At 71.9% G+C, this 23,628-nt stretch carries 23 protein-coding genes and 1 riboswitch; of the genes, 10 read left to right on the top strand and 13 right to left on the bottom strand.

Annotated features, from left to right (window positions below):
• Positions 1–47: 47 nt before the first annotated feature.
• The 3 genes from FHS34_RS15895 to thrC form a co-directional block, all read right to left on the bottom strand.
• Positions 48–251, bottom strand: coding sequence for a cold-shock protein (locus FHS34_RS15895; RefSeq protein ID WP_004929928.1), 204 nt, complete (start codon positions 249–251; stop codon positions 48–50).
• A 440-nt stretch (positions 252–691) separates the two neighbouring features.
• On the bottom strand, positions 692–967 hold the full coding sequence (locus FHS34_RS15890; protein WP_184965632.1) for a MoaD/ThiS family protein: 276 nt from the start codon (positions 965–967) through the stop codon (positions 692–694).
• Positions 964–2,247, bottom strand: a complete 1,284-nt coding sequence (thrC, locus tag FHS34_RS15885; protein ID WP_184965630.1) for a threonine synthase — start codon at positions 2,245–2,247, stop codon at positions 964–966. Before thrC ends, FHS34_RS15890 begins: the two co-directional genes overlap by 4 nt.
• 17 nt (positions 2,248–2,264) lie before the next feature.
• Positions 2,265–2,421, bottom strand: a riboswitch (SAM riboswitch).
• A 159-nt stretch (positions 2,422–2,580) separates the two neighbouring features.
• On the opposite strand from thrC, the gene FHS34_RS15880 reads away from it, so the two are divergent.
• Positions 2,581–3,552, top strand: a complete 972-nt coding sequence (locus tag FHS34_RS15880) for a glucosyl-3-phosphoglycerate synthase (RefSeq protein WP_184966333.1) — start codon at positions 2,581–2,583, stop codon at positions 3,550–3,552.
• A gap of 84 nt (positions 3,553–3,636) precedes the next feature.
• A complete protein-coding gene (locus FHS34_RS15875) occupies positions 3,637–5,076 on the top strand; it encodes an alpha,alpha-trehalose-phosphate synthase (UDP-forming) (protein WP_184965628.1) in 1,440 nt (479 codons plus the stop codon).
• Positions 5,077–5,151: 75 nt separating this feature from the next.
• Here FHS34_RS15875 and otsB read toward each other — a convergent pair whose 3' ends face one another.
• From otsB to FHS34_RS15860, 3 genes are all read right to left on the bottom strand, one after another.
• Entirely contained in the window at positions 5,152–5,985 is an 834-nt protein-coding gene (otsB, locus tag FHS34_RS15870) for a trehalose-phosphatase (protein ID WP_184965626.1), read from the bottom strand.
• Between the two features lie 104 nt (positions 5,986–6,089).
• Entirely contained in the window at positions 6,090–6,314 is a 225-nt protein-coding gene (locus FHS34_RS15865; protein WP_184965617.1) for a DUF3263 domain-containing protein, read from the bottom strand.
• Between the two features lie 54 nt (positions 6,315–6,368).
• Positions 6,369–7,631, bottom strand: coding sequence for an extracellular solute-binding protein (locus FHS34_RS15860; RefSeq protein WP_184965615.1), 1,263 nt, complete (start codon positions 7,629–7,631; stop codon positions 6,369–6,371).
• A gap of 133 nt (positions 7,632–7,764) precedes the next feature.
• Here FHS34_RS15860 and FHS34_RS15855 point away from each other — a divergent pair, with 133 nt between their 5' ends.
• From FHS34_RS15855 to FHS34_RS15845, 3 genes are all read left to right on the top strand, one after another.
• Positions 7,765–8,712, top strand: coding sequence for an ROK family protein (locus FHS34_RS15855; RefSeq protein WP_225817499.1), 948 nt, complete (start codon positions 7,765–7,767; stop codon positions 8,710–8,712).
• Between the two features lie 116 nt (positions 8,713–8,828).
• Positions 8,829–9,956: an N-acetylglucosamine-6-phosphate deacetylase gene (nagA, locus tag FHS34_RS15850; RefSeq protein WP_184965611.1), complete on the top strand. Its 1,128-nt coding sequence runs from the start codon at positions 8,829–8,831 to the stop codon at positions 9,954–9,956.
• A gap of 122 nt (positions 9,957–10,078) precedes the next feature.
• Positions 10,079–10,996: a 1-phosphofructokinase family hexose kinase gene (locus FHS34_RS15845; protein WP_184965609.1), complete on the top strand. Its 918-nt coding sequence runs from the start codon at positions 10,079–10,081 to the stop codon at positions 10,994–10,996.
• Between the two features lie 132 nt (positions 10,997–11,128).
• Here the strand turns inward: FHS34_RS15845 and FHS34_RS15840 are convergent, their stop codons facing one another.
• Together FHS34_RS15840 and cdgB are read right to left on the bottom strand one after the other, a co-directional pair.
• Entirely contained in the window at positions 11,129–12,094 is a 966-nt protein-coding gene (locus FHS34_RS15840) for a carbohydrate-binding protein (protein ID WP_184965607.1), read from the bottom strand.
• A gap of 117 nt (positions 12,095–12,211) precedes the next feature.
• Positions 12,212–13,867 (bottom strand): diguanylate cyclase CdgB, encoded by a 1,656-nt coding sequence (gene cdgB, locus FHS34_RS15835; RefSeq protein WP_184965605.1) that lies wholly within the window; start codon positions 13,865–13,867, stop codon positions 12,212–12,214.
• 349 nt (positions 13,868–14,216) lie between these two features.
• Between cdgB and FHS34_RS15830 the strand changes: the two genes are divergently transcribed.
• On the top strand, positions 14,217–14,789 hold the full coding sequence (locus FHS34_RS15830) for a flavin reductase family protein (protein ID WP_225817479.1): 573 nt from the start codon (positions 14,217–14,219) through the stop codon (positions 14,787–14,789).
• A gap of 35 nt (positions 14,790–14,824) precedes the next feature.
• Here FHS34_RS15830 and FHS34_RS15825 read toward each other — a convergent pair whose 3' ends face one another.
• Both FHS34_RS15825 and arfB read right to left on the bottom strand, forming a co-directional pair.
• A complete protein-coding gene (locus tag FHS34_RS15825) occupies positions 14,825–15,664 on the bottom strand; it encodes a sigma-70 family RNA polymerase sigma factor (RefSeq protein ID WP_184965595.1) in 840 nt (279 codons plus the stop codon).
• A gap of 149 nt (positions 15,665–15,813) precedes the next feature.
• Positions 15,814–16,251, bottom strand: a complete 438-nt coding sequence (gene arfB / locus FHS34_RS15820; protein WP_184965593.1) for an alternative ribosome rescue aminoacyl-tRNA hydrolase ArfB — start codon at positions 16,249–16,251, stop codon at positions 15,814–15,816.
• A 155-nt stretch (positions 16,252–16,406) separates the two neighbouring features.
• On the opposite strand from arfB, the gene FHS34_RS15815 reads away from it, so the two are divergent.
• On the top strand, positions 16,407–16,982 hold the full coding sequence (locus FHS34_RS15815) for a TerD family protein (RefSeq protein WP_184965591.1): 576 nt from the start codon (positions 16,407–16,409) through the stop codon (positions 16,980–16,982).
• A 137-nt stretch (positions 16,983–17,119) separates the two neighbouring features.
• Entirely contained in the window at positions 17,120–18,073 is a 954-nt protein-coding gene (locus FHS34_RS15810) for a bifunctional GNAT family N-acetyltransferase/NUDIX hydrolase (RefSeq protein ID WP_184965589.1), read from the top strand.
• 54 nt (positions 18,074–18,127) lie between these two features.
• Here the strand turns inward: FHS34_RS15810 and FHS34_RS15805 are convergent, their stop codons facing one another.
• Complete coding sequence (locus FHS34_RS15805) at positions 18,128–19,516, bottom strand: M1 family metallopeptidase (RefSeq protein WP_184965587.1); 1,389 nt, start codon at positions 19,514–19,516, stop codon at positions 18,128–18,130.
• Positions 19,517–19,569: 53 nt separating this feature from the next.
• Here FHS34_RS15805 and FHS34_RS15800 point away from each other — a divergent pair, with 53 nt between their 5' ends.
• On the top strand, positions 19,570–20,070 hold the full coding sequence (locus FHS34_RS15800; protein WP_184965585.1) for a hypothetical protein: 501 nt from the start codon (positions 19,570–19,572) through the stop codon (positions 20,068–20,070).
• An 18-nt stretch (positions 20,071–20,088) separates the two neighbouring features.
• Here the strand turns inward: FHS34_RS15800 and FHS34_RS15795 are convergent, their stop codons facing one another.
• Complete coding sequence (locus FHS34_RS15795; protein ID WP_184965582.1) at positions 20,089–20,778, bottom strand: pentapeptide repeat-containing protein; 690 nt, start codon at positions 20,776–20,778, stop codon at positions 20,089–20,091.
• 134 nt (positions 20,779–20,912) lie between these two features.
• On the opposite strand from FHS34_RS15795, the gene FHS34_RS15790 reads away from it, so the two are divergent.
• Entirely contained in the window at positions 20,913–22,073 is a 1,161-nt protein-coding gene (locus tag FHS34_RS15790; RefSeq protein WP_184965580.1) for an FAD-dependent oxidoreductase, read from the top strand.
• 141 nt (positions 22,074–22,214) lie between these two features.
• On the opposite strand, the gene FHS34_RS15785 is transcribed toward FHS34_RS15790, so the two are convergent.
• Positions 22,215–23,621, bottom strand: a complete 1,407-nt coding sequence (locus FHS34_RS15785; RefSeq protein WP_184965578.1) for an NAD(P)/FAD-dependent oxidoreductase — start codon at positions 23,619–23,621, stop codon at positions 22,215–22,217.
• Between the last annotated feature and the right edge of the window lie 7 nt (positions 23,622–23,628).

The following is a 23,628-nucleotide window of genomic DNA, read 5'->3' as shown; positions in this document are numbered from 1 at the left end:
AGGGCCCGCACCCTCTGCGAGGTGCGGGCCCTTCGTACAAGAAACGTTCAGGCGCTGAGGCGAACCATGTCGGCCTGCGGGCCTTTCTGGCCCTGCGAGATCTCGAACTCCACCCGCTGGCCCTCTTCCAGGGTGCGGTAGCCGTCCATCTGAATGGCGCTGTAGTGGACGAAGACGTCCGCACCACCGTCGACCGCGATGAAGCCGTACCCCTTCTCCGCGTTGAACCACTTGACGGTGCCCTGAGCCATGCCTAACTCCCCTATTACTGGCCCTTGCACAGATCCACACTTCGCGGACCCGGGTCAGACCTCACCCCCCATGGGACGGGGGCGTGCGCCGGAACGCGTCGACCGCGGCTGAATGTATCTGTCCAACTGCCGTCTGCAACAGGTCAATCGGACGAGAATTCTGGACGCCAACGGTCCGGAATGTGGTGAGAATTCGCCTGACTTCAGGGCAAGTCGGGCCCCATGAAAGCCACAAAAGCCGCAGACAACCCCCACACTTTGGCTACTTCTTGTCGGGGGCGCGGCATGAATCCAGGGCTCGCAACCCGGAGGTCGCGACCGTGTTCCCCAACTCTACCGCGCTCAATCACGCAGAATTGCCCCCTCCGCTTCTCTCACGGAGGGGGCAATCGGATGAACAATCGGTAACCGGCGTTACCGACGGTAATAACGGGGCCGTATCAGCCGCCCGCGACCGCCGGGATGATCGAGACGCCGGCGCCGTCGGGGGTCGCCGTCTCCAGGCCCTGCTCGAAGCGGACGTCGTCGTCGTTGACGTACACGTTCACGAACCGGCGCAGCTTGCCCTGGTCGTCCAGGACGCGGGCGGCGATCCCGGTGTGGTTCTTCTCCAGGTCCTCGATGACCTGGGCGAGGGTCCCGCCCTCGGCGCTCACCTCGGCCTGACCGCCGGTGTAGGTGCGCAGGATGGTGGGGATGCGAACGGTCACGCTCATGCGAGGCCAGCCTCTCGGAAGGAGTCCAGGGTCGGGCGGATGGTGGCGGTGAGGCCGGTGCCGGCCACCGCGTCGAGGGTCTTGAGACCGTCGCCGGTGTTGAGGACGACCGTGGTCTTCGCCGGGTCCAGCACGCCGTCCTTGAGAAGCTTGCGGGTGACGCCGACGGTCACCCCGCCCGCCGTCTCCGCGAAGATGCCCTCGGTGCGGGCGAGCAGCTTGATGGCGTCGACGACCTCGGCGTCCGTCACGTCCTCCACGGCGCCGCCGGTGCGGCGCGCGATGTCGAGGACGTAGGGGCCGTCGGCCGGGTTGCCGATGGCGAGGGACTTGGCGATGGTGTTCGGCTTCTGGGGGCGGACGACGTCGTGGCCCGCCTTGTAGGCGGTCGACACCGGCGAGCAGCCCTCGGCCTGCGCGCCGAAGATCTTGTACGGCTTGTCCTCGACCAGGCCCAGCTTGATCAGCTCCTGCAGGCCCTTGTCGATCTTCGTGAGCTGGGAGCCGGAGGCGATCGGGACCACGATCTGGTCGGGCAGCCGCCAGCCGAGCTGCTCGCAGATCTCGTACGCGAGGGTCTTGGAGCCCTCCGCGTAGTACGGCCGCAGGTTGACGTTGACGAAGCCCCAGCCCTCGCCGGCCGGGTCGCCGATCAGCTCGGAGCAGAAGCGGTTCACGTCGTCGTAGTTGCCCTCGATGCCGACGAGCTCACCGCCGTAGACCGCGGCCATGACGACCTTGCCCTGCTCCAGGTCGTGCGGGATGAACACGCAGGAGCGGAAGCCGGCCCGGGCGGCGGCGGCGCCGACGGCACCGGCCAGGTTGCCCGTGGAAGAGCAGGAGAGCGTGGTGAAGCCGAACGCGCGGGCGGCCTCCAGGGCCTGGGCGACGACCCGGTCCTTGAAGGAGTGCGTCGGGTTGCCGGAGTCGTCCTTCACGTACAGGCCGCCGGTCACACCCAGCTCACGGGCCAGGTTGTCGGCCTTGACGAGCTTGGTCCAGCCCGGGTTGATGTTGGGCTTGTCGGCGACGTCCGCCGGGACGGGCAGCAGGGGCGCGTACCGCCAGATGTTCGCGGGGCCGGCCTCGATGCGCGCCCGCAGCTCTTCGGTGTCGTAGGCGGAGAAGTCGTAGGCGATCTCCAGCGGGCCGAAACACTCCTCGCAGGCGAAGACCGGGCCGAGCGGCACCCGGTGACCGCATTCGCGACAGCTCAGGGCGGCGGCGGGACCGAGGTCTACGGTGGAGTCGGTGCTGGTTGCAACTGTCTGCACAGCCATGGAGGCGAGGCCCTTTCTCCTCATCTTCCCCACGACGCATCTCGTCGTGAGACGGATTTGGCACCTTCCCTAGCCGGGAGCCTCGCGAAAACGATCAAGAATGATCTACGAGAACCGACTGGAGGGTTGCCGGGGCTTCATCGGGCCGTTTCCCTCTGCCCCTCTGGATGAGCTGTATGTGGTTGTGGACGCTCGAGACCCCCGACATGCGATGGTCATCGGCGTTGTTCAAGACTGTAACCGAAGGCCAGGACAGTTGAGATAGTCGTCCGAACCGCGAGATGGATCACACGGTTCGCCCGTGTGGTCACGAACAGTGAGGAGCCGCAGACCGTGCTGGAAGAAGTCGAGCGCTGGCTGGCCACCCGCTCCTGGTCCGTGGCCGATCGCCCGCTCCACCGGCTCCTGTCCGCCAAGCAGCGCACGGGCCAGACGATCAGCGTCGTGCTGCCCGCGCTCAACGAGGAGGAGACCGTCGGCGACATCGTCACGGTCATCCGTCACGACCTCATGGAGCGGGCCCCGCTCGTCGACGAGATCGTCGTCGTGGACTCCGGCTCCACCGACCGCACCTCCGCGGTCGCCGCCGCCGCGGGCGCGCGGGTCGTTCACCGCGACGAGATCCTGCCCCGCCTCCCGGCGGTCCCCGGAAAGGGTGAAGTGCTCTGGCGCTCCCTGCTGGTGACCGGCGGGGACATCCTCTGTTTCGTCGACGCCGACCTGAGGGAGTTCTCCTCCGACTTCGTCCTCGGGATCGTCGGCCCGCTGCTCACCGAGCCGGACGTGGACCTGGTCAAGGCGATGTACGACCGCCCGCTCGCCGCCGGACCGGAGGCGCTCGCCGCCGGCCCGACCGCCGGGCAGGGCGGCCGGGTCACCGAGCTGATGGCCCGACCGCTGCTGAACATGCACTGGCCGCAGCTGGCCGGCTTCGTGCAGCCGCTGGGCGGCGAGTACGCGGCCCGCCGCTCCCTGCTGGAACAGCTGCCGTTCCCCGTCGGCTACGGCGTGGAGCTCGGCATGCTGGTGGACGCGCTGCACCTGGTCGGCCTGGACGCGCTGGCCCAGGTCGACGTCGGCGTGCGCAAGCACCGCCACCAGGACGGCCAGGCCCTCGGCCGGATGGCCGCCGCGATCTACCGCACGGCCCAGCTCCGGCTGGCCCGCGGCCATCTGGTGCGGCCCTCGCTGACCCAGTTCGTACGGGGCGAGGACGGCTTCGAGCCGCGCACCTACTCGGTGGACACCGAGGAACGGCCGCCCATGCTGGAGATCGTGGAGTACGCCGACCGGAAGGTGGCGTGAACGGGCCGTATACGGTGCCCTTCCCTCCCCTTACCGGACGGAACGCACGTTTGAGCGTTTCCGGGCCGGGCTAGGTTGAGGCGTATGGCTTCCACGCGCGGTGCTGCCGAAAAAGCTCAGGTGCTGGTCGCGTCGAATCGCGGCCCGGTCTCCTATCAGATGCACGACGACGGCTCGCTGCACGCCAGGCGGGGCGGTGGCGGGCTGGTCTCGGGGCTGTCCGCCATCGGGCCGGACGCGGACTCGGTGTGGGTGTGCGCCGCGCTGGGCGACGGCGACCGGGCGGCCGCCCGGCGGGCGGACGGCGGGCTGCTGCCGGCCGGCGACACGGGCGGGCAACGGGTGCGGATGCTCGACATCGACGCGGCCGTGCACGCCGACGCGTACAACGGCGTGGCCAACTCGGTGCTCTGGTTCGTCCACCACATGCTGTACCAGACCCCGCTGGAGCCGGTCTTCGACGCGGAGTTCCGGCGGCAGTGGGCGTCGTACGAGAGCTACAACCGGGCGTTCGCCGAGGCGCTGGCCGAGGAGGCGGCCGAGGGCGCGGCGGTGCTGATCCAGGACTATCACCTGGCCCTCGCCCCCCGCATGCTCCGCCGGCTCCGCCCCGATCTGCGCATCGGACACTTCTCCCACACCCCGTGGGCCCCGCCGGAGTACTTCCGGCTGCTGCCCGACGACATCGCGGCCGAGCTGCTCAGCGGCATCCTGGGCGCGGACCGGGCGGCGTTCCTCACCCACCGGTGGGCGGACGCGTTCCGGGACTGCTGTCACGCGGTGCTCGGGCCGGGCATCCCCTCCGGCACCCGGATCGGGGTGCACGGGCTGGGCGCGGACGCGGAGTTCCTGCGCAAGCGGGCCCACGAGGACGACGTGAACGAGCGGATGGCGGCGCTGCGGGAGGAGATCGGAGCGGACCGCAGGACCATCGTCCGGGTCGACCGCACGGAGCTGTCGAAGAACATCGTGCGCGGGCTGCTGGCGTACCGGCAGCTGCTGGACGACCACCCGGAGTGGCGTGAGCGGGTCGTCCACGTGGCGTTCGCCTACCCCTCGCGCCAGGACCTCGCCGTGTACCGCGAGTACACCGCCGAGGTGCGGCGGGTCGCGGACGAGATCAACGAGCGGTACGGCACGTCGGGCTGGACGCCGGTGGAGCTGCATGTGAAGGACGACTTCGCGCGCTCCCTGGCGGCGTACCGACTGGCCGACGTGGCGCTGGTGAATCCCATCCGGGACGGCATGAACCTGGTCGCCAAGGAGGTCCCGGTCGTCTCGGACGAGGGCTGCGCGCTGGTGCTGTCGCGGGAGGCCGGGGCGCACGAGGAGCTGGGCGAGGACGCGTTCACGGTGAATCCCTACGACATCGGCGGGACCGCGGAGGCGTTGCACGAGGCGCTGAGCCTGCCGGCGGAGGAGCGGGCGGCCCGCTCGAAGCGGCTGGCCGCCGCCGCGACCGCGCTGCCGCCGGCCCAGTGGTTCCTGGACCAGCTGAGCGAGCTGACCGGCCGGCCTGGATGAGCTGACCGGCCGGCCGGGACGAACCGACCCGTCGGCCGGGATGAGCCGACCGGCCGGCCTGGTCGACCTGACCGGTCAGCCGAGGTGATCCGCCAGCCGCCGCAGCAGGTCCACGACTCCCTCGGGGCCGTCCACCACCAGGTCGGCCCGCTGGGCCAGTTCGGTGACCTCGGTGCTGCCGCTGCAGACCAGCAGGCCGGGGGTGCCGTTCTTGCGGAGTTCGTCGACCGCGGCGAAGGCGGGGAGGTCGCCCAGGTCGTCGCCGGCGTAGACGACGCAGCCGGCGCCGGTGGTGCGGGCGTGGTCGAGGAGGGCCACGCCCTTGTCCATGCCCGGCGGGCGCAGTTCCAGGACCATGCGGCCGGGTTCCACGATCAGGCCGTGCCGGGCGGCGAGGCCGGCGAGGGGGGTGCGCAGGGACTCGAACGTGGCCTGCGGGTCGGCGGCGCGGCGGGTGTGGACGGCGACGGCCCGGCCCTTCTCCTCGATCCACGTGCCTTCGCCGGCGCCGATGCGTTCCAGCAGGGCCGGCAGTTCCGCGCGGACGGCGGCGACGCCGGGGTGGGGGGCGGGCGCGGTGAGGGTGCCGGTGGCCGCGTCCCAGCGTTCGGCGCCGTAGTGGCCGAGGACGGTCAGGTGTTCCAGGCCGGGGACGCCGTCGAAGCCGCCGTAGCGGACCGCGAGCTCGGCCGGGCGGCCGGTGATCACGGCGACGGAGGCGATCTTGGGGGCGAGGGCGGCCAGGGCGGGTACGGCGGCGGGGTGGGCGCGGGCCTGTTCGGGGTCGGCGACGATGGGGGCCAGGGTGCCGTCGAAGTCCAGGCCGATCAGTGCGGTGCGGGGCTGCGCGAGCAGGGCGGCGAGTCCGTCGCGGCCGGGCTGGGTCTGCGGGGTCGGCAGAGGGTCCATACCGCGACAGTATCCGGCCCGGGGCGTGGTCACTCCCGGGGCTCCGCCCCTGGACCCCGCCTTGCCCACCCGCCACCCGACTCGCTCGGCCGAAAAGACAACGGTCAGCGTTCTGTGCGGCGGGTGGCTCGGATTCGTCTCAGGCGGTTCACGGTGACCGGGTCGTGGGCCAGGGCCCGCTCGTCGTCCAGGAGCGCGTTGAGGAGCTGGTAGTAGCGGACCGGGGCGAGGCCCAGTTCCTCGCGGATCGCCCGTTCCTTCGCGCCGGCGCCGGGAAAGCCCCGGCGCTCCAGCGCGAGGATCGCCTTCTCACGGCTGCCCAGTTCCATGCGAGCCACCGTAACGCCGGGCACCGACAGTCCCCGGCCCGCCCTCCCCCGGTCCTAGCTCGCGCTGCTGCTGTCGGCCGCCATGGCCGTGGCCTGCAGCCGGGTCAGGACGCCGGAGGGGCTGCCGCCGGGGACGACCGCCTGGCCGATGTTCTGCTTCACGGCCGCGCTGACCGCCGCCCAGGAGGTCTTGCCGGCGGGGTACAGCTCGGAGGTGGGCAGCTGGTCCAGGAACGGCCGCAGGGTCTTGTCGGTGGTCTGGCCGGACACGCTCATGGCGTTGGAGGCGGAACCGGTGACCGGCAGCAGCCCGTACGTCCGGGAGAACTCGAGGACGTTCTTCTTCGCGTAGACGAAGTCGAGGAAGTCACCGATCCGGTCGGCGTGCCCGTTCTGCTTGAAGCCCATCATCCAGTCGGAGACGCCCATGGAGGCCCTGGCCTTGCCGGTGCGGCCCGGCATCGGCACCATGCCGAACTTCACGCCCTTCTTCGTGGCCTGCTGGATCAGCGTCGGGTGCCCGTTGAGCATGCCGACCTGGCCGTCGGCGAAGGCGGCGAACGCGGTGGCGCGGTTGAGCTTGCCGGGGGCGACCGGACCGGTCAGGTCCTTGCCGACCAGCTCGTCCTTGAGCCAGGCGAAGGTCGAGACGTTCGCCTCGGAGTTGATCGTGTAGGTGCCGATGTCGTCGGTGTAGCCGCCCCCGCCGTTGCCCCCGCTGAGCAGCCACTGCATGGTCTCGGCCTGGGCCTCCTCGGGGCCGAGCGGCAGGGCGAAGGGGTACTTCACGCCCTTGCCCTTGAGTGCCTGGGCGTCGGCGGCCAGCTCGTCCCAGGTGGTGGGCGGGGTGATGCCGGCCTGGGCGAACAGGGTCTTGTTGTAGAAGAGCACGCGCGTGGAGCCGGCGAAGGGGATGCCGTACTGCGTGTGCTCCCACGCTCCGGCGTCGGAGAGCTGGGAGAGGAAGTCGGCCTGGGTACGGATGGAGAGCAGGTCCGAGGCCGCGTAGAGCTTGCCGGCGGCGGCGTAGTCGGCGTAGGCGCCGATCTGGGCCATGTCGGGGGCGTGGCCGGCGTCGACCATCTCCTTGACCTTGCGGTCGACGTCGTTCCAGGAGTAGACGCTGACCTCGACGTTCACATCGGGGTGCTGCGACTCGTAGTCCTCGACCAGGGCGTCCCAGTACTTCTTGGAGCTGTTGGCGGCGGAGTCGCCGTAGTCGGCGGCGACGAGTCTGAGGGTCACGTCGGAGGAGCCCGTGCTCCCGCAGCCGCCGAGGACCACCGTCATGCCCAGTGCGGACACCACCGCGATCATTCCTGCCGTACCCCGACGCACGCTCAAAGCCCCAACCCTGCTGTCTGACCGTTCAATATATGGACACATAAGGTCTACACCACGTGAGTGGACTAGACCTCTCCCGGGTGGGAGGGCCACACTAGGCCCCGTGGTGAGACATGTCATCGCCCTCGACGTGGGCGGTACCGGGATGAAGGCCGCCCTCGTCACGGACGGCGGCGAGCTGCTCCACCGCGCCCGCCGCGCCACCGGACGCGAGCGCGGCCCGGACGCGGTGGTCGCGACGATCCTCGACTTCGCCGCCGAGCTGTACGCGTACGGCGCCGAGCACCACGGCGCCCCGGCCCTCGCCGCCGGCCTCGCGGTCCCCGGCATCGTCGACGAGGAGCACGGCGTCGCCGCCTACGCGGCCAACCTCGGCTGGCGGGACGTACCGCTGCGCGCACTGCTCACCGAGCGGCTCGGCATCCCCGTCGCCCTCGGCCACGACGTGCGCACCGGCGGCCTCGCCGAGGGCCGGATCGGTGCGGGCAAGGGCGCCGACCGGTTCCTGTTCGTGCCGCTCGGCACCGGGATCGCGGGCGCCATCGGTATCGACGGCCGGGTGGAGGCGGGCGCGCACGGCTTCGCGGGCGAGATCGGCCATGTCGTCGTGCGGCCCGGCGGCACCGACTGTCCCTGCGGGCAGCGCGGCTGCCTGGAGCGGTACGCCTCCGCGTCCGCCGTCAGCGAGGCCTGGGCGGCGGCCTGCGGGGACCCGGACGCCGACGCCGCCGACTGCGCCAAGGCCGTCGCGTCCGGCGACCCGAACGCCGTCCGGGTCTGGCAGGAGGCGGTGGACGCGCTCGCCGACGGGCTGGTCACCGCCGTCACCCTGCTGGACCCCCGCACGCTGATCATCGGTGGCGGGCTGGCCGAGGCGGGGGAAGTGTTGTTCCAGCCGCTGCGGGACGCCGTCCGGCGCCGGGTCACCTTCCAGAAACTGCCCACCATCGTCCCCGCCGCCCTCGGCGACACCGCCGGCTGCCTGGGCGCGGGACTGCTCGCGCGGGACCTGCTGACGACCACCCACCCCACGACTGCGGAGGTAAGCACCTGATGGCCACTGAGCGGGACAGTCGATCGCCGGGTGGGAGCAGCGCCCCCGAAGGGGCGCGGGGCGCCGCTGATCAGCGGCTCCACCGCGGGGCGCGCTCAGCCCCCACCGGCCCGCAGGTGCTCACCGGCGCGAACGTGGTGCTCCCCACCGGGACCGTGGCAGGCGGCCGGCTGGCCGTGGACGGCAGGCGCATCGCCGCCGAGCCCCCGGCCGGCGCCCAGGCCGTCGACGTCACCGGCCACTGGCTGGTCCCCGGCTTCGTCGACATCCACAACCACGGCGGCGGCGGAGCCTCCTTCTCCGGCACGGCCGACGACATCCTCAAGGCCATCGGCACGCACCGCGCCCACGGCACCACCACCCTCGTCGCCTCCACCGTCACCGACGAGATGGACCTGCTGGTCGGCCAGGCCGGACTGCTGAGCGAGCTGGCCGAGCAGGGCGACATCGCGGGCATCCACTTCGAGGGGCCGTTCATCTCGCCGTGCCGCAAGGGCGCGCACTCCGAGAAGCTGCTGCGCGACCCGGAACCCGCCGAAGTCCGCAAGCTGATCGACGCGGCACGCGGCCAGGCCAGGATGGTCACCCTCGCGACCGAACTGCCCGGCGGCATCGAATCCGTACGGCTGCTCGCCGAGCACGGCGTGATCGCGGCGATCGGGCACACCGACGCGACGTACGAGCAGACGGTACGGGCCATCGACGCGGGCGCCACGGTCGCCACCCACCTCTTCAACGCCATGCCCGCCCTCGGCCACCGCGCGCCCGGCCCGGTCGCCGCGCTGCTGGAGGACGAGCGGGTCACCGTCGAGCTGATCAACGACGGCACGCACCTGCACCCGGCCGCGCTGGAGCTGGCGTTCCGGCACGCGGGAGCGGACCGGGTCGCGTTCATCACCGACGCGATGGACGCGGCCGGCATCGGCGACGGCCGCTACATGCTCGGCCCGCTGGAGGTCGAGGTCAGCGAGGGCGTGGCCCGGCTGGTGGAGGGCGGCTCGATCGCGGGCTCCACGCTCACCCTGGACCGCGCGTTCCAGCGGGCGGTGACGGTCGACAGGCTGTCGGTCGAGGACGCGGTGACGGCCCTGTCGGCCAATCCGGCCCGCCTGCTCGGCCTCTCCGACCGCATCGGTTCCCTGGAGCCCGGCAAGGACGCCGACCTCGTCCTGCTGGACGCGGACTTCGGGCTGAAGGGCGTGATGCGGCGCGGCGAGTGGCTCGTCACGCCGCAACTGGCCTGATCCGTCCCGGTTTCCTCGCACGGCGGCCGACCTGGGTCTGGGCCGACCGCCGTGTCTTTGGCATGATCGGGTCCCCGGAAACCGAGTGACAGGCACAGGGACTTCGAGGGAGGTCGGCCCGGGTGATCCTCACGGTCACACTGAACACCGCTCTCGACATCACCTATCGCGTGCGGTCGCTGCGGCCGCACGCCTCGCACCGCGTCTCGGAGGTCGTCGAGCGGCCCGGCGGCAAGGGCGTGAACGTGGCCCGGGTGCTGGCCGCCCTCGGCCACGAGGTGACGGTCACCGGGTTCGCCGGCGGCGCCACCGGCGAGGTGGTGCGCGACCGTCTGTCGGCCGTGCCGGGCCTGACGGACGCGCTGGTGCCCGTCGCGGGAGCGACCCGGCGCACCATAGCCGTCGCCGACGAACTGAGCGGTGACACCACCCAGTTGAACGAGCCGGGGCCGGCGATCGAGCCCGCCGAGTGGGGTGGCTTCCTCGACCGGTACGAGGAGCTGGTGGCCGGGGCCTCGGCGGTGGCGCTGTGCGGCAGCCTGCCGCCCGGGGTGCCGGTGGGGGCGTACGCGAGCCTGGTCCGCACGGCACGGTCCGCGGGAGTGCCGGTGCTGCTGGACACCAGCGGCGAGCCGCTGCGGCGCGGAGTGGCCGCCCGCCCGGACATCATCAAGCCCAACGCCGACGAGCTGGCCGAACTCACCGGTTCCCACGAGCCGTTGCGCGCCACCCAGGACGCCCGCCGCCGCGGCGCCCGCACGGTCGTCGCCTCGCTCGGCGCGCAGGGCCTGCTCGCGCTCACCCCGGAGGGCGACTGGCGCGCGGTCCCGCCCGCCCGTGAGCACGGCAACCCCACTGGCGCGGGCGACTCGGCGGTCGCCGGCCTGCTGTCCGGCCTGGTGCACCGACTTCCCTGGCCGGACCGCCTGACCAGCGCCGTCGCCCTGTCGGCCGCGACCGTACGGGCCCCGGCCGCGGGCGACTTCGACCGTGTGGCCTACGAGAAGCTCCTGGCCCGCGTCTCGGTGACGGCAGCGTGAGAACATCCCGGCCCTCGCCGGACTTGCCCGGTCCGACCTGACATCAGGTCCGTTCAATGCGTGAAGACGGCCTCCAGTCCGTGCTGGTAGGGCCGTCTTCGTGCTGAGGGTGGCCGCTGGTGCCAACGCGCCCTAGCTGTCGCGCGTGACCTGGCCCTTCTTCAACCAGAACTGGTCGAGCAGGACGTTGCACTTGTCACCGGGCTGGCAGGAGAGCGAGATGGTGTTCGACCCCTTGTTCAAGGTCAGCCAGGCGTAAGTCTCCATCCAGGCCTGTGCCGGGTCCTTGATGCCGGCGAAGTTGCCGAGGTTGAACTTGCGGTCGATCGGCTTGCCGTTGACGGTCAAGGTCATCGCCTGATCCTCACCGGCATTGTTGAACCGTCCGAAGAGCGTGTACGCACCGTCCTCGGGGATGTCGTTGAACGTCCAGGTCATCGAGGCACCGACGGTGTTCAGGCCGCCCACGTAGGTGCCGCCCGCGGCCTGCGCTCCGGGGACGTCCGAGGCAGGGGCCGCACCCCCCGACAGCTGGACCGACTTGTCCACGGCGGCCACCTTCGGCAGCTCGCCCGGTGCCGCCGAACCGCTGCCCGAAGGGCTGGGGTCCTGGCTCTGGGACTGGGTCGGGTTCGCGTCGGCCTGGTTGCCGGACTTGTCGTCGTCCGTGTTGCCGTTGATCATCGCGACGCCGATGCCGATGACGACCGCGGCGACCACCGCGATCGCACCGATCAGCAGGCCCTTGGTGTTCGGGCCGCGGCGGCCGGTGTCCCCGGCGGGCGGCGCGGACCGGCGGCCGGCCGGCGCACCGCCGGGCAGCGTCTCCGGCGCCTGGTAGTTCGCGTTCGGCTGGCCGTAGGCACCCTGCTGCGGCACGGTCTGGCCGTAGGCGGCCTGCGGCGGCTGGCCGTACGGCGCCTGCTGCTGGCCGTACTGGCGCTCGCCGACCGCGCGCACCCTGCTCCTGCTGACCGAGTTCGGGTAGCCGTAGCCACCGGACGGCGGCTGTGCTCCCCGGGCCTGGCCGTCTGCGTACAGGTAGCCGAACGGGTCGTCGTCCTCGGGCGTGCTCGCGCCGTTGTCGCCGGGCGTCATCCCTTGGTACTCCTCAACAGGTGCGGGCGGATGCGGTACAGGTTGGAATGGCGAGCCTACCCGCTCTGTCTCGCCCAAACGGGTGACTCACACCGCATCAACTCTCTGACCTGCGGATCATCCGGCGCGCCGATGTTGTTTGGGACGAGATCGTTTCTCTACGTACATCCGCTCGTCCGCGGACTTCAGCACTTCGTCCGCCGTCATGCCGCAATGTGCCCACCCGATGCCGAAGCTCGCGCCCACCCGGACGGCCCGGCCCTCGGCCCGGATCGGCTGGATGATCTCGTTGCGCAGCCGTACGGCGAGGTCCTGGGCATCGGCCCGGCCGAGGCCGTCGGCGAGGATCACGAACTCGTCGCCGCCGAGGCGGGCCACCGTGTCGCCGTCACGGACACCTCGCGTCAGGCGCCGGGCGACCTCGATGAGAACCGCGTCACCCGCGTTGTGCCCGAAGCGGTCGTTGATCGACTTGAAGCCGTCGAGGTCGCAGAAGAGGACCGCGAGGCCCTTGGTGCCGTCGTCGCGGCCGTCCTCGGGGGCGATGGTGTGCACATGGTGGTCGTAGGCGTCGTACGCCTGTGTGCCCGGCGCGAAGTCGAAGCCGTGGCCGGCGGGGGCGTCGAAGACCGGGTGCCCGTAGGCCGCGTCCAGGGACTCCATGGCGTCGGCGTGGGCGGGGCGCTGGCAGAGCCGGGCCGACAGGCGCGAACGCAGCTCGGCGGAGTTCGGCAGTCCGGTCAGCGAGTCGTGGGAGGCGCGGTGGGCGAGCTGCAGCTCGCGCCGCTTGCGTTCCTCTATGTCCTCGACGTGGGTGAGCAGGAAGCGGGGGCCGTCGGCGGCGTCCGCGACGACGGAGTTGCGCAGCGACACCCACACGTAGCTGCCGTCCCGGCGGCCGAGCCGCAGCTCCGCGCGGCCGCCCTCCGCCGAGGTGCGCAGGAGGGTGCCGATGTCCTCGGGGTGGACGAGGTCGGAGAAGGAGTAGCGGCGCATCGCGGAGGCGGGCCGGCCGAGCAGCCGGCACAGGGCGTCGTTGGTGCGCAGGATGCGGCCGTGCTGGTCGCCGCCCATCTCGGCGATGGCCATGCCGGAGGGGGCGTACTCGAAGGCCTGACGGAAGGATTCCTCGCTGGCGCGCAGGGCCTGCTGCTCGCGCTCCAGGCGGACCAGGGCGCGCTGCATGTTGGCGCGCAGCCGGGCGTTGCTGATCGCGATGGCGGCCTGGAAGGCGTACATCTGCAGGGCCTCACGGCCCCAGGCGCCGGGACGGCGGCCGTTGCGCGGCCGGTCGACGGATATGACGCCGAGCAGTTCGCCGGAGGAGCCGCCCTGCACACCGGGGGTGTACATCGGCGCGAAGAGGCGGTCGGAGGGGTGCCACTCGTCCTCGAAGCGCGGCGCGGGCCCGTCGGTGTACCACTGCGGGACGTCGTCGTCGTCGAGGACCCAGCCCTCGGTGTGCGGTATGAACACGAGGTCGCCCCAGCGTTCGCCCATGTTCAGCCGGCGCTCCCAGGACTCGCGGGAGCCGACGCGGCCGGTGATCAGGGCCTCGGCGGCGGAGTTGCCGGAGAAGGCGGCGACCACGAGGTCGCCGTCGGGGCGTACGAGGTTGACGGCGGCCATCTCGTACCCGAGGGCGCCGACGGCGCCGTCGGCGACGGTCTGCAGTGTGTCCGCCAGGCTGCGCGCCGTGTTCATGTCGGCCATGACCTGGTGCAGCTGCCGCAGGGACGCAAGGCGGACATACGGCTCCGACTCGGTCTCCATGCTCGCCCTCCCCCCGAGACCTCGCAGCGAATCAAGGGTTGTCTTCGGCGCTTCTCCCGCGTCTTGCGCGGCGGCTCATTACGGTGTTCTTCGCGGCTTCCCAGCCACTGAATCACAGCGCGCTGCCCACTCGGTACACAGGGTCAACAATTACTGCCTCTTGTGACTCAAGTCACAGGAGAACGTGAACAATTGAGTGGAGTTTCTGCATTTGATCCGCGCGTTCACCGAACGCGGAGCGTGCGGATATGAGCGCATCTTGCACACACGCATGCGCCTCTGGTCCTAGGACCCGGCTCCGGCGAAGGGCCGATGCGTCGCGCGGCGCGCGAAGACTAGCGTTTCCGGCGTGCTGAAGACTCCCTCCCCCACCGCCCCCCTGCCCACCGGGCATGCTGAGGGGGTGAGCAACGACGAGTTCCGGGCCGCGATGTCCCGGCTGGCCGCGGGTGTGGTCCTGGTCACCGCGCAGGAACCGCCGCTCGACCCGGACGACCCCGGGGCGCCGGGCGTGGAGGACGTCGGCATGACCGCCACCGCCTTCATGTCCGTCTCCCTCGACCCGCCGCTGGTGCTGGTCAGCCTGCGCGAGGGCGCCCGCATGGACGACCTGCTCGCCGAACAGCCGCTGTGGGCGGTGTCGGTCCTCACCGAGAGCCAGCGGCACATCGCGGGCCGCTTCGCCATGAAGGGCCGGATCAGCGACCGGCTGCTCTTCGAGGACATCCCCTGCACACGCGGCGAGGCCACCGGCGCCCCGCTGGTCGGCGGCGCCCTGGCCACGCTGGAGTGCCGCACCGAGCAGCGGGTGAGCGCCGGGGACCACACCCTGGTCATCGGCCGCGTCCTCACCGCGCACGTGCCCAGCGCCGAGGGCGGCCCGCTGATGTACTTCCGCGGCCGGTACCGGCAGATGGGCTGAGCCGGAGACGGCGCCCAGAGGCCGGACGAGAGACCCTAGACCTCCTCGACGGTGAGGTCCGCCAGGCGGGACGGCTCCGAGACGATGTCGATCACCGAGATGCGGTCGGCGACGAAACCGAAGGCCAGGACCCGCTCCGGGCGGCCGTCGGCGAACACGGCCAGACCGGTCGCGCCGTCGACCAGCACCGGACGCGCGACGCGCGCCAGATGGGCGAAGCTCGCCGCACCGGCCGCGACCCGCCGCGCACCGCTGTTCACGCCGCCCTCGCTGCGGGCCACCACATCCGGGTCGAGCACGGCCAGCAGCCCGTCGAAGTCGCCGTCCCGGGCGGCGGCCAGGAAGGCGTCCACCACCTCCCGCTGCCGGGCCAGGTCGGTCTCCGGCGCCTGGACACCCCGCACCCGGCGCCGGGCCCGGCTGGCGAGCTGCCGCGCCGCGGCCGGGTTGCGCCCGAGGATGCCGCCGACCTCCTCGAAGGGCACCCCGAACAAATCGTGCAGCACGAACGCCAGCCGCTCGGCCGGCGAGAGCGTGTCCAGGACGACCAGCAGGGCCAGTCCGACGGAATCGGCGAGCAGGGCGCTCTGCGCGGGGTCCGGCTCGGCGGACGGCGCCGGCTGCCAGCTGTCCAGGGACTCCTCACCCCGGGAGCGGCGGGAGCGGAGCATGTCGAGGCAGACCCGGCCGACCACCGTCGTCAGCCAGCCGCCGAGGTTCTCCACCTCCCGGGTGTCGGACCGGCTCAGCCGGAACCACGCCTCCTGTACGGCGTCCTCGGCCTCGGCGGCGGAGCCGAGCATCCGGTAGGCGACGGCCCGCAGGTGCCCGCGGTACGCCTCGAACCGCTCGGCGAGAAACTCGTTGTCGCTCATTCGGGGAACCGGCCTCTCCGTCGTCGTCCAGCGCGCTGCTGCACCACACTGACGCCGTGGAAGCCGCCGGTGTGACAGCCGTGGAAGCCGAAGGTGTGACAGCGCGGTGGACGCCGCCGGTGGGACAGGACTCCCGGACCGGCCGGCGCTCAGCCCCAGTCCCGGCCCGTGCGGCCGCGCTTCGTGTCCGAGCGCTGCTTCTTCTCCCGCAGCCGGCGCTCGTTGATGCCGCGCGGGATGCGGGTCGGCCTGCGGGGCTTCGGCGGCGGCGCGGTGGCCTCCGCCAGGAGCGAGGCGAGGCGTACGGCGGCGGTCTCCCGGTTGCGCCACTGCGAGCGGTGCTCGGAGGCCCGTACGGACACCACCCCGTCGACCAGGCGGCCGGCCAGCCGCTGCAGCGCCCGCTCCTTCCACACCTGGGGGAGCGCCTCGGTGCGCGCCAGGTCGAAGCGCAGCTCCACCTGCGAGTCGCTGGTGTTGACGTGCTGTCCACCGGGCCCGGACGACCTGGAGAAACGCCATATCAGCTCGGCCTCGGGAAGCGAGACGGAGCCACGGATGAGGTAAGGCCCGGACATGCATCCCATGTTCCCGGTCCGGCCCGGCTCACGTCATCCGGATTTCCGGATCGGTAAAAAAGGTAAAGGGATCCGGAACCATCGGGACCCCCCTCGACGTTCTCCCGGGTGACGGTAGCTTCGTCGGCACAGATACACAGATATCAAGGGAAGGTACTCCCAACATGGCTGTAAGCCTGTCCAAGGGTGGCAACGTCTCGCTCACCAAGGAGGCCCCGGGCCTGACCGCCGTCACCGTCGGCCTCGGCTGGGACGTCCGCACCACCACCGGCACGGACTTCGACCTGGACGCCTCCGCCATCGCGGTCAACACGCAGGGCAAGGTCTACTCGGACGCCCACTTCGTGTTCTTCAACAACAAGCAGACGCCGGACAACACCATCGTCCACACCGGCGACAACCGCACGGGCGAGGGCGCCGGCGACGACGAGGCGATCAACGTCAACCTGGCCTCGCTCCCGGCCGACATCGACAAGATCGTCTTCCCGGTCTCCATCTACGACGCGGAGAACCGCGGCCAGAACTTCGGCCAGGTCCGCAACGCCTACATCCGCATCGTCAACCAGGCCGGCGGCGCCGAGATCGCGCGCTACGACCTCTCCGAGGACGCGGCCACCGAGACGGCCATGGTCTTCGGCGAGCTGTACCGCAACGGCGCCGAGTGGAAGTTCCGCGCGGTCGGCCAGGGCTACGCCTCGGGCCTGGTCGGCATCGCCCAGGACTTCGGCGTCAACGTCTGACATCCGGTCGCGTCCGAGCGGAAGCCCCGGACCGGCCACGGGCCGGGACCCGGGGCTACCGATCCACGGACGAGGCACCGGCACTGACGTCCGGGCTTGAGGCACCGGCGGGCGGTCCGCGGGCTAGATTGCCCCCTGTGATCCTGGACCCCCTTTCCCCCGGCCGGGACATTCCCGCCCCGCTGCTGGCCGACATCACCGCGCTGTTCGCGTCCAACCGCGAGTTCCACCGGCTCAGCGGGGACTTCCCCGACCCGGACGACGTACGGCCCGAACAGGTCGCGGCGAAGCTCGCCGAGGAACTGGCCGTGCCGGGCGCCGAGGTACTGCTCGCCCGCGCGGAACGGGGGCGCCTCGTCGGACTCGCGGCCACGCTCGCCCACCACCCCGACCCCGCCGACCCGGACCCGTGGATCGGGCTCCTGCTGGTGGACGCGGCCGAGCACGGCAAGGGACACGGCCGGACCCTCGCGGGACTCGTCGAGAACCGCTTCCGCACCCAGGGCGGCCGCAGCGCGGTTCGGCTCGCCGTTCTCGACAACAACCCCAAGGCGCTGGCCTTCTGGACCGCGCTCGGCTACGAGACGATCGGCCACCGCCCCGACCGCGCCCTGGGCCGCCCCTGCGCCGTGCTGCGCAAGGCGCTGGACGGGACGCCGCGCACCCCGAGGGAGGCGGCCCGGATCGCCGTCGTGGCCCCGGACGGCGCCGTGTTCCTGTTCCGGTACGACAACGACGAGATCGGCGTCCACTGGGCCCTGCCCGGCGGCGGCCTGGACCCCGGTGAGGGCCCGCGCGAGGGCGCCGTGCGCGAACTGGCCGAGGAGACCGGCTGGACCGACCTGGACCCGGGCCCGCTGCTGTGCACCTGGGAACACGACTTCACCCGCATGGGCATCCCCGTCCGCCAGCACGAGCACGTCTACGTCGCCCGCGGCCCCCGCCGCGACCCGGCCGGCCGGCTGACCGCCGCGCACGCCGCCGACGGCATCCTCAGCGGGCGATGGTGGACGAGGCGGGAACTGGCCGAGGAGACCGAGCCGGTGTGGCCGCCCGGGCTCGGACGGCTGCTGGACACGTGGGAGGCGTGAGCGGCCGGCCCGGTGGATCACCCCGGACGGCCGCCGTCCGGCCCGGGCGGCCGGTCACGGGCGGTCCGGCTTGCGGTCGCCGTACAGCCAGTCCCGCCAGATCCCGGAGAAGTCCTCGTCCGGGGCCGAACGCTCCACGTACGCGGTGAAGTCGGCGGTGCTCGCGTTGCCGTGCCGGTGGGCGGCGGCCCAGCCCTGGATGATGTCGTAGAAGGTGTCGTCGCCGGTCTTCTGCCGGATCTTCTGCAGGACCATCGCGCCCCGCTCGTAGACAGGGGTGTCGGAGATGTGGGCCGCACTCGACGGTTTCCCGGGCGGGAAGGCCCACAGGGCCTCGTCGTCGCCGTCGTAGAGGTCCATGAAGGTCTCCTGGGCGCTCGGGCCGCCGAAGTCCTCCTGGTACAGCCACCACGCGTAGGTCGCGAAGCCCTCGTTGAGCCACATGTCCTGCCAGGTCTCCGGGGTGACCGAGTCGCCGTACCACTGGTGCGCGAGCTCGTGCACGAGCGTTTCGGTGTCGAGCTGGTCGGCGGGGAAGACGGGCCGGTTCTGGGTCTCCAGGGCGTACCCGGCGTCGCCCGGCCGGTCGACGATCGCGCCGGCCGAGGAGAAGGGGTACGGACCGAAGTTGGTCTCCTCCCAGTCGATGATCCCGGGCAGCTTCGCGAGCACCTTCCCGCTCGCCTTCTCCTGGGTGGGGTCGACGGCGGTGAGGACCGGCAGCCCGTGCGGGCCCGTGCTGCGGGTGAGGCGGAAGCGGCCGACGGCGACCGTGGCGGCATAGCTCGCCATGGGCTGGGCGGTGTGCCAGTGGTAGGTCGCCCGGCCGCCCTTGACGGACCGGCCGGTCAACTCCCCGTTGGAGACCGCCTGCAGGCCCTCGGGGACAGTGACGGTGAGGTCGTAGGCGGCCTTGTCGGAGGGATGGTGATTGCCGGGGAACCAGGCCATGGTGCCGGCCGGTTCCCCCAGGCCGAGGGCGCCGTCGGCGGTGGTCAGCCAGCCCTCCTCGGCGCCGTCGGCGTCGGTGAGGGTGCGGGGGCTGCCCGAGTAACGGACGGTCGTGCGGAAGGTCTCACCCTTGCGCAGATCGTCGTGGGGGCGCACGGTCAGTTCCTGGCCGGCCCGGTTGAAGAGGGCACCGCGGCCCTCGACGGTGACCGACTCGACGTCCAGCCCGGCCAGGTCGAGGTCGAAGGCGGACAGCGCCCGGGTGGCCCGGGCGGTGATGACGGCCGTGCCGGTGAGGCGGCGGGTGGCCGGGGTGTAGTCGAGGGTGAGGTCGTAGTGCCCGACGTCGTAACCGCCGTTGCCGGCCTTCGGGAAGTACGGGTCGCGTACGCCGGAGCCGCCCGGGGTGCCCCGCACTCCGCCGTCACACGCGGTGGCGGTGAGAGCGAGCAGGGCCAGGGCGGCCGGGACAAGGCGCACGGATCTGGACATGTCATCGATCCTATGTGCCGGGTCCGGCACACCGGCGTGACACCATCTCTTCCGTGCTCGACATCGGCTACGCCCTCTCCAACCGGTTCCCGGACCCGCCGCAGACCGACTACCGCCACGCGGACGTCCACGCCCTGCGGCACGACCTGTTCTGCGGTGACGTGTATCTCGCGGACACCAAGTCGGACCGGGAACTGTCCACAGCCTGGGGATGGGTGCCCGTGCTGGACTTCGCCTGGGCGCTGTGCGACATCGTGGAACGGCTGGACCGGGACCCGATGGGCTCCCGCGCCGCCCGGCCCCAGCGGGCGGAACTGGACTTCACCGAGTCCACCGACCGGATGCTCTTCGAGCGCCGCTTCGGCTGGGTGGACATCACCGCCGACTGGGTGCCGGCCGAGGAGTCCCCGCTGTCCTTCTCCCACACCGAACTGCGCCGCGAGGCCCGCGACTTCCTGCACGACCTGATCGCGGACCTCACCGACCTCCACGAGGACCTGGCGGACAACCCCGCCGTCTGGACCCTGCAGGCCCGCTTCCCGCGCGTGGGATGACCCCGCGGGGCCCTCCCGCTACTCCACCCGCATCCCCAGCTCCGCCGCCAGCGCCGGTGCCAGATCCAGCAGCTGACCGGTGCTGATCACCGCACCGGACAGGCGGCCCAGACCCCGGGTGATCTCCAGCGGAGCGGCACCGCGCAGATCCACGTCCTCCAGCGTCGCGTTGCCGAAGTCCGCCGCTCTCAGGGCACAGTCGGCGAACTCCACCCGCTCCAGGCGCGCACCCGCGAAGTCCGGCTCGACCAGGACGCACGACTCGAAGACCACATCCGTCAGACGGGCCTCACGGAGATTCAGAAAGTCGATCTTGCCGCCCCGGATCACCACCCTCTCCAGCACGGCACCGTGCATCTGGGCACCGCCCAGACGCGCGTCGACCAGCTCGACATCACGGAACGTGGACTCCGCGAGCTGGGTGCCCACACCCCGCAGCCCGGTCAGGACCGAGTCCAGCACCCGCGCCCGGCCCAGCCCCGCCTCGTCCACCACGCAGCCCGTCAGCGCACAGTCCATGAACCGGGCGCCCGCACCGTCCTGACCGGCCAGGTCCGCCTCCCGGAACTCCAGCCCGTCGTAGTCACCGTCCGGCTCCAGCCCGCCGCCGGACCACGCCCGCAGCTCCGGCAGCCGCACCTCCGGCCGCCGCGCGCCCCGCACCGCCCCCCGGCCCGCGGACCGGCTCCCCATCGCTCGCCTCACCATGCGCCCATGCTGCACCCGACCACTGACAATCCGCCCGACCAGGCAGGACACGGCCCGCGCGACCGCGATGTCACATTCCGGGCCGGCCGAACCGTCGTACCCACGGAGCAGGTGAACGGACCCAGGGAGACTCCATGCGCCACATCACCGTCATCGGCGGCGGCTTCGCCGGGCTCACCGCCGCGATCACCGCGGCCGAGGCCGGAGCCAAGGTCACCGTGTACGAGGCCCACCACACCCTGGGCGGACGCGCCCGGACGGCGGACGGACCGTACCGGACCAACGAGGGACCACACGCCTTCTACGCCGGCGGCCCCCACTGGACCTGGCTCGGACAACGCGGCCTGCTCGGCCCCCTCGCCACCCTGCCGCCCCTGGAGGCCGCCCGGCTGCGCCTGCGCCACCACGGCACACTGCGCCGCACCCCGCCCTTCGCCCTGCTCAAACTGCTGCGCCCGCGGCTCGGCCCGGCCCCCGTCGACACCGACTTCCTCGGCTGGGCGAGCGGCGTCGCCGGCGAGGAGGGCGCCCGCGCGGCCGCCAACTACGCGGCCGTCGCCCTCTTCCACCACGACCCCGGCAGCCTGTCCGCCGCCTTCGTCCACCAACGCCTGCGCCGGGCCGCCAAACTGCCACCGGAGGCGCACTACCCGCGCGGCGGCTGGGGCGCGGTCATCGACCGCATGGCCGCACGGGCCTGGAACCTCGGCGTACGGATCGAGACCGAGGCCCGGCTGGACGACCTGCCGGCCGGCACCCCGGTCGTCGTCGCCACCCCCCTGACCACCGCCCGACGACTCCTCCGCGACGACTCACTGACCTGGTCCAGCGGCCGCACCCTCCTCGTCGACCTCGCCGTACGCACCCGGCGCGGCGACGCCTTCGCCGTCTCCGACCTCGACCAACCCGGCTGGCTCGAACGGTTCACCGCACAGGACCCCTCCCTCGCACCCGCCGGACAGCAACTGATCCAGGGGCAGATGCCGATCGCACCCGGCGCGCCCCGGACCGACGGCCTCACCCGCGCCGAAGAACTGCTCGACCTGGGATTCCCCGGCTGGCGGGAGCGGCTCACCTGGCGGCGGGACGCCATGGCGGACGGCCGCACCGGCGCCGTGGACCCGCCCGGACACAGCTGGCGGGACCGGCCGTCCGTGGACCGCGGTGACGGCATCTACCTCGCGGGCGACCAGGTGGCGGCCCCCGGCGTGCTCGCGGAGGTGTCCTTCAACAGCGCGGTCACCGCGGTCTCCCTGATCCTCGGCCGCCCCGCCCTTGACCTCAAGCCCGCTTGAGGCCCGACGCTGAAGCCACAAAACGCCCGCCGCCCACCGGCCGAGGCACACCGCCGCGGGGACGGGGGCGGCGAGCCGTCACCGAGATCGAACGACTGCACGACATCCCCGGCCCGGCCGGCCGGTCACCGCCACGGCGGATCAGTGGCGCCCCGCCACCCGGTCGGCCAGCTCCGCCAGCCGCGAGGACCCCGCACCCGGACGAAGACGTTCACGCTGGTCGGCGGTGCGGTACGTGGCGTACATGCCCTGCACGCCCAGCCAGCGCAACGGCTCCGGCTCCCACTTGCGGACCTTGTGGTTCACCCAGGGAAGATCCGTCAGCTCCGTACGGCCGCCCTGACCCGAGTCCTGCTGGACCAGATCACGCAGCGTACGGGCGGCCAGATTGGCGGTGGCCACACCCGAGCCCACGTAACCACCCGCCCAGCCGAGGCCGGTGGAACGGTCCAGCGTCACCGTGGCGCACCAGTCCCGCGGCACACCCAGCACACCCGACCACGCATGCTCGACCCGCACCCCCACCAGGGACGGGAAGAACCGCGTCAGGATCTCGTGCAATGCCTCGACGGTCGCCGCCTGCGTCCGGCCGTCGTTGTCGGTACGCGAAGCGAAACGGTAGGGCACCCCACGCCCCCCGAGCGCGATCCGGCCGTCCGCCGTCCGCTGCGCATACATGTACGCATGCGCCATGTCACCCAGCGTCTCGCAGCCCGCCCAGCCGATCCCCGCCCACTGCTCCTCCGTCAGCGGCTCAGTGACGATCATCGAGGAATTCATCGGCAGCCACGTCCGCCGCTGCCCCTTCAGCGAGGCAGTGAAGCCCTCGGTGCAACGCAGCACGTACGGCGCCCGGACCGTGCCGTACGGAGTGACCGCGTGCTTCGGCCGGATCTCCGTCACCGGCGTCGACTCATGGATCGTGACACCCGACGCCTCCACCACCGCCGCGAGCCCCTTGACCAGCTTCACCGGGTGCAACCGGGCACCGTGCGGAGTCCAGGCCGAACCCACCGCGTCCGCGACCCGGATCCGCTCGGCCGTCTCCCGGGCCCCGTACAGCTCCCGGTCCTTCTCCCCGAACGCCACCTCATGCTCGTGGAACGCCCTCAGCCGCGCCAACTGCGCCGGGGTCGTGGCCACTTCGAGGACCCCGCCCTTGTGCACCCCGGCGTCCACACCCTCCGCCTCGGCCACCGCGATCACCTCGGCCACCGTGTCGTTCATCGCCCTCTGCAGCCGCACGGCCGCCTCGCGACCGTGCAGCTTCGCATACCGGTCCCGGCCCGCGATCCCGTTGTACAGCCACCCACCGTTACGCCCGGAAGCGCCGTACCCGCAGAACTTCTGCTCCAGCACGGTGATCCGCAGAAAAGGCGCCGCCTTCTTCAGGTAGTACGCCGTCCACAGACCCGTGTAACCCCCGCCGACGATCACCACATCGGCCGACGCGTCCCCGGACAACGGCTCCCGCACCACCGGAAGACCGTCGTCCACGTACCAGAACGACACACCACCGTTCACGACACTGCTCGCCCAGCTGCTCATGGCCGGG

This window comes from Streptomyces echinatus (genome assembly GCF_014203595.1).
GTDB lineage: Bacteria > Actinomycetota > Actinomycetes > Streptomycetales > Streptomycetaceae > Streptomyces > Streptomyces echinatus.
Note: the sequence above shows the minus strand (reverse complement) of the source record. Positions and strands in the feature narration are given on the sequence as shown.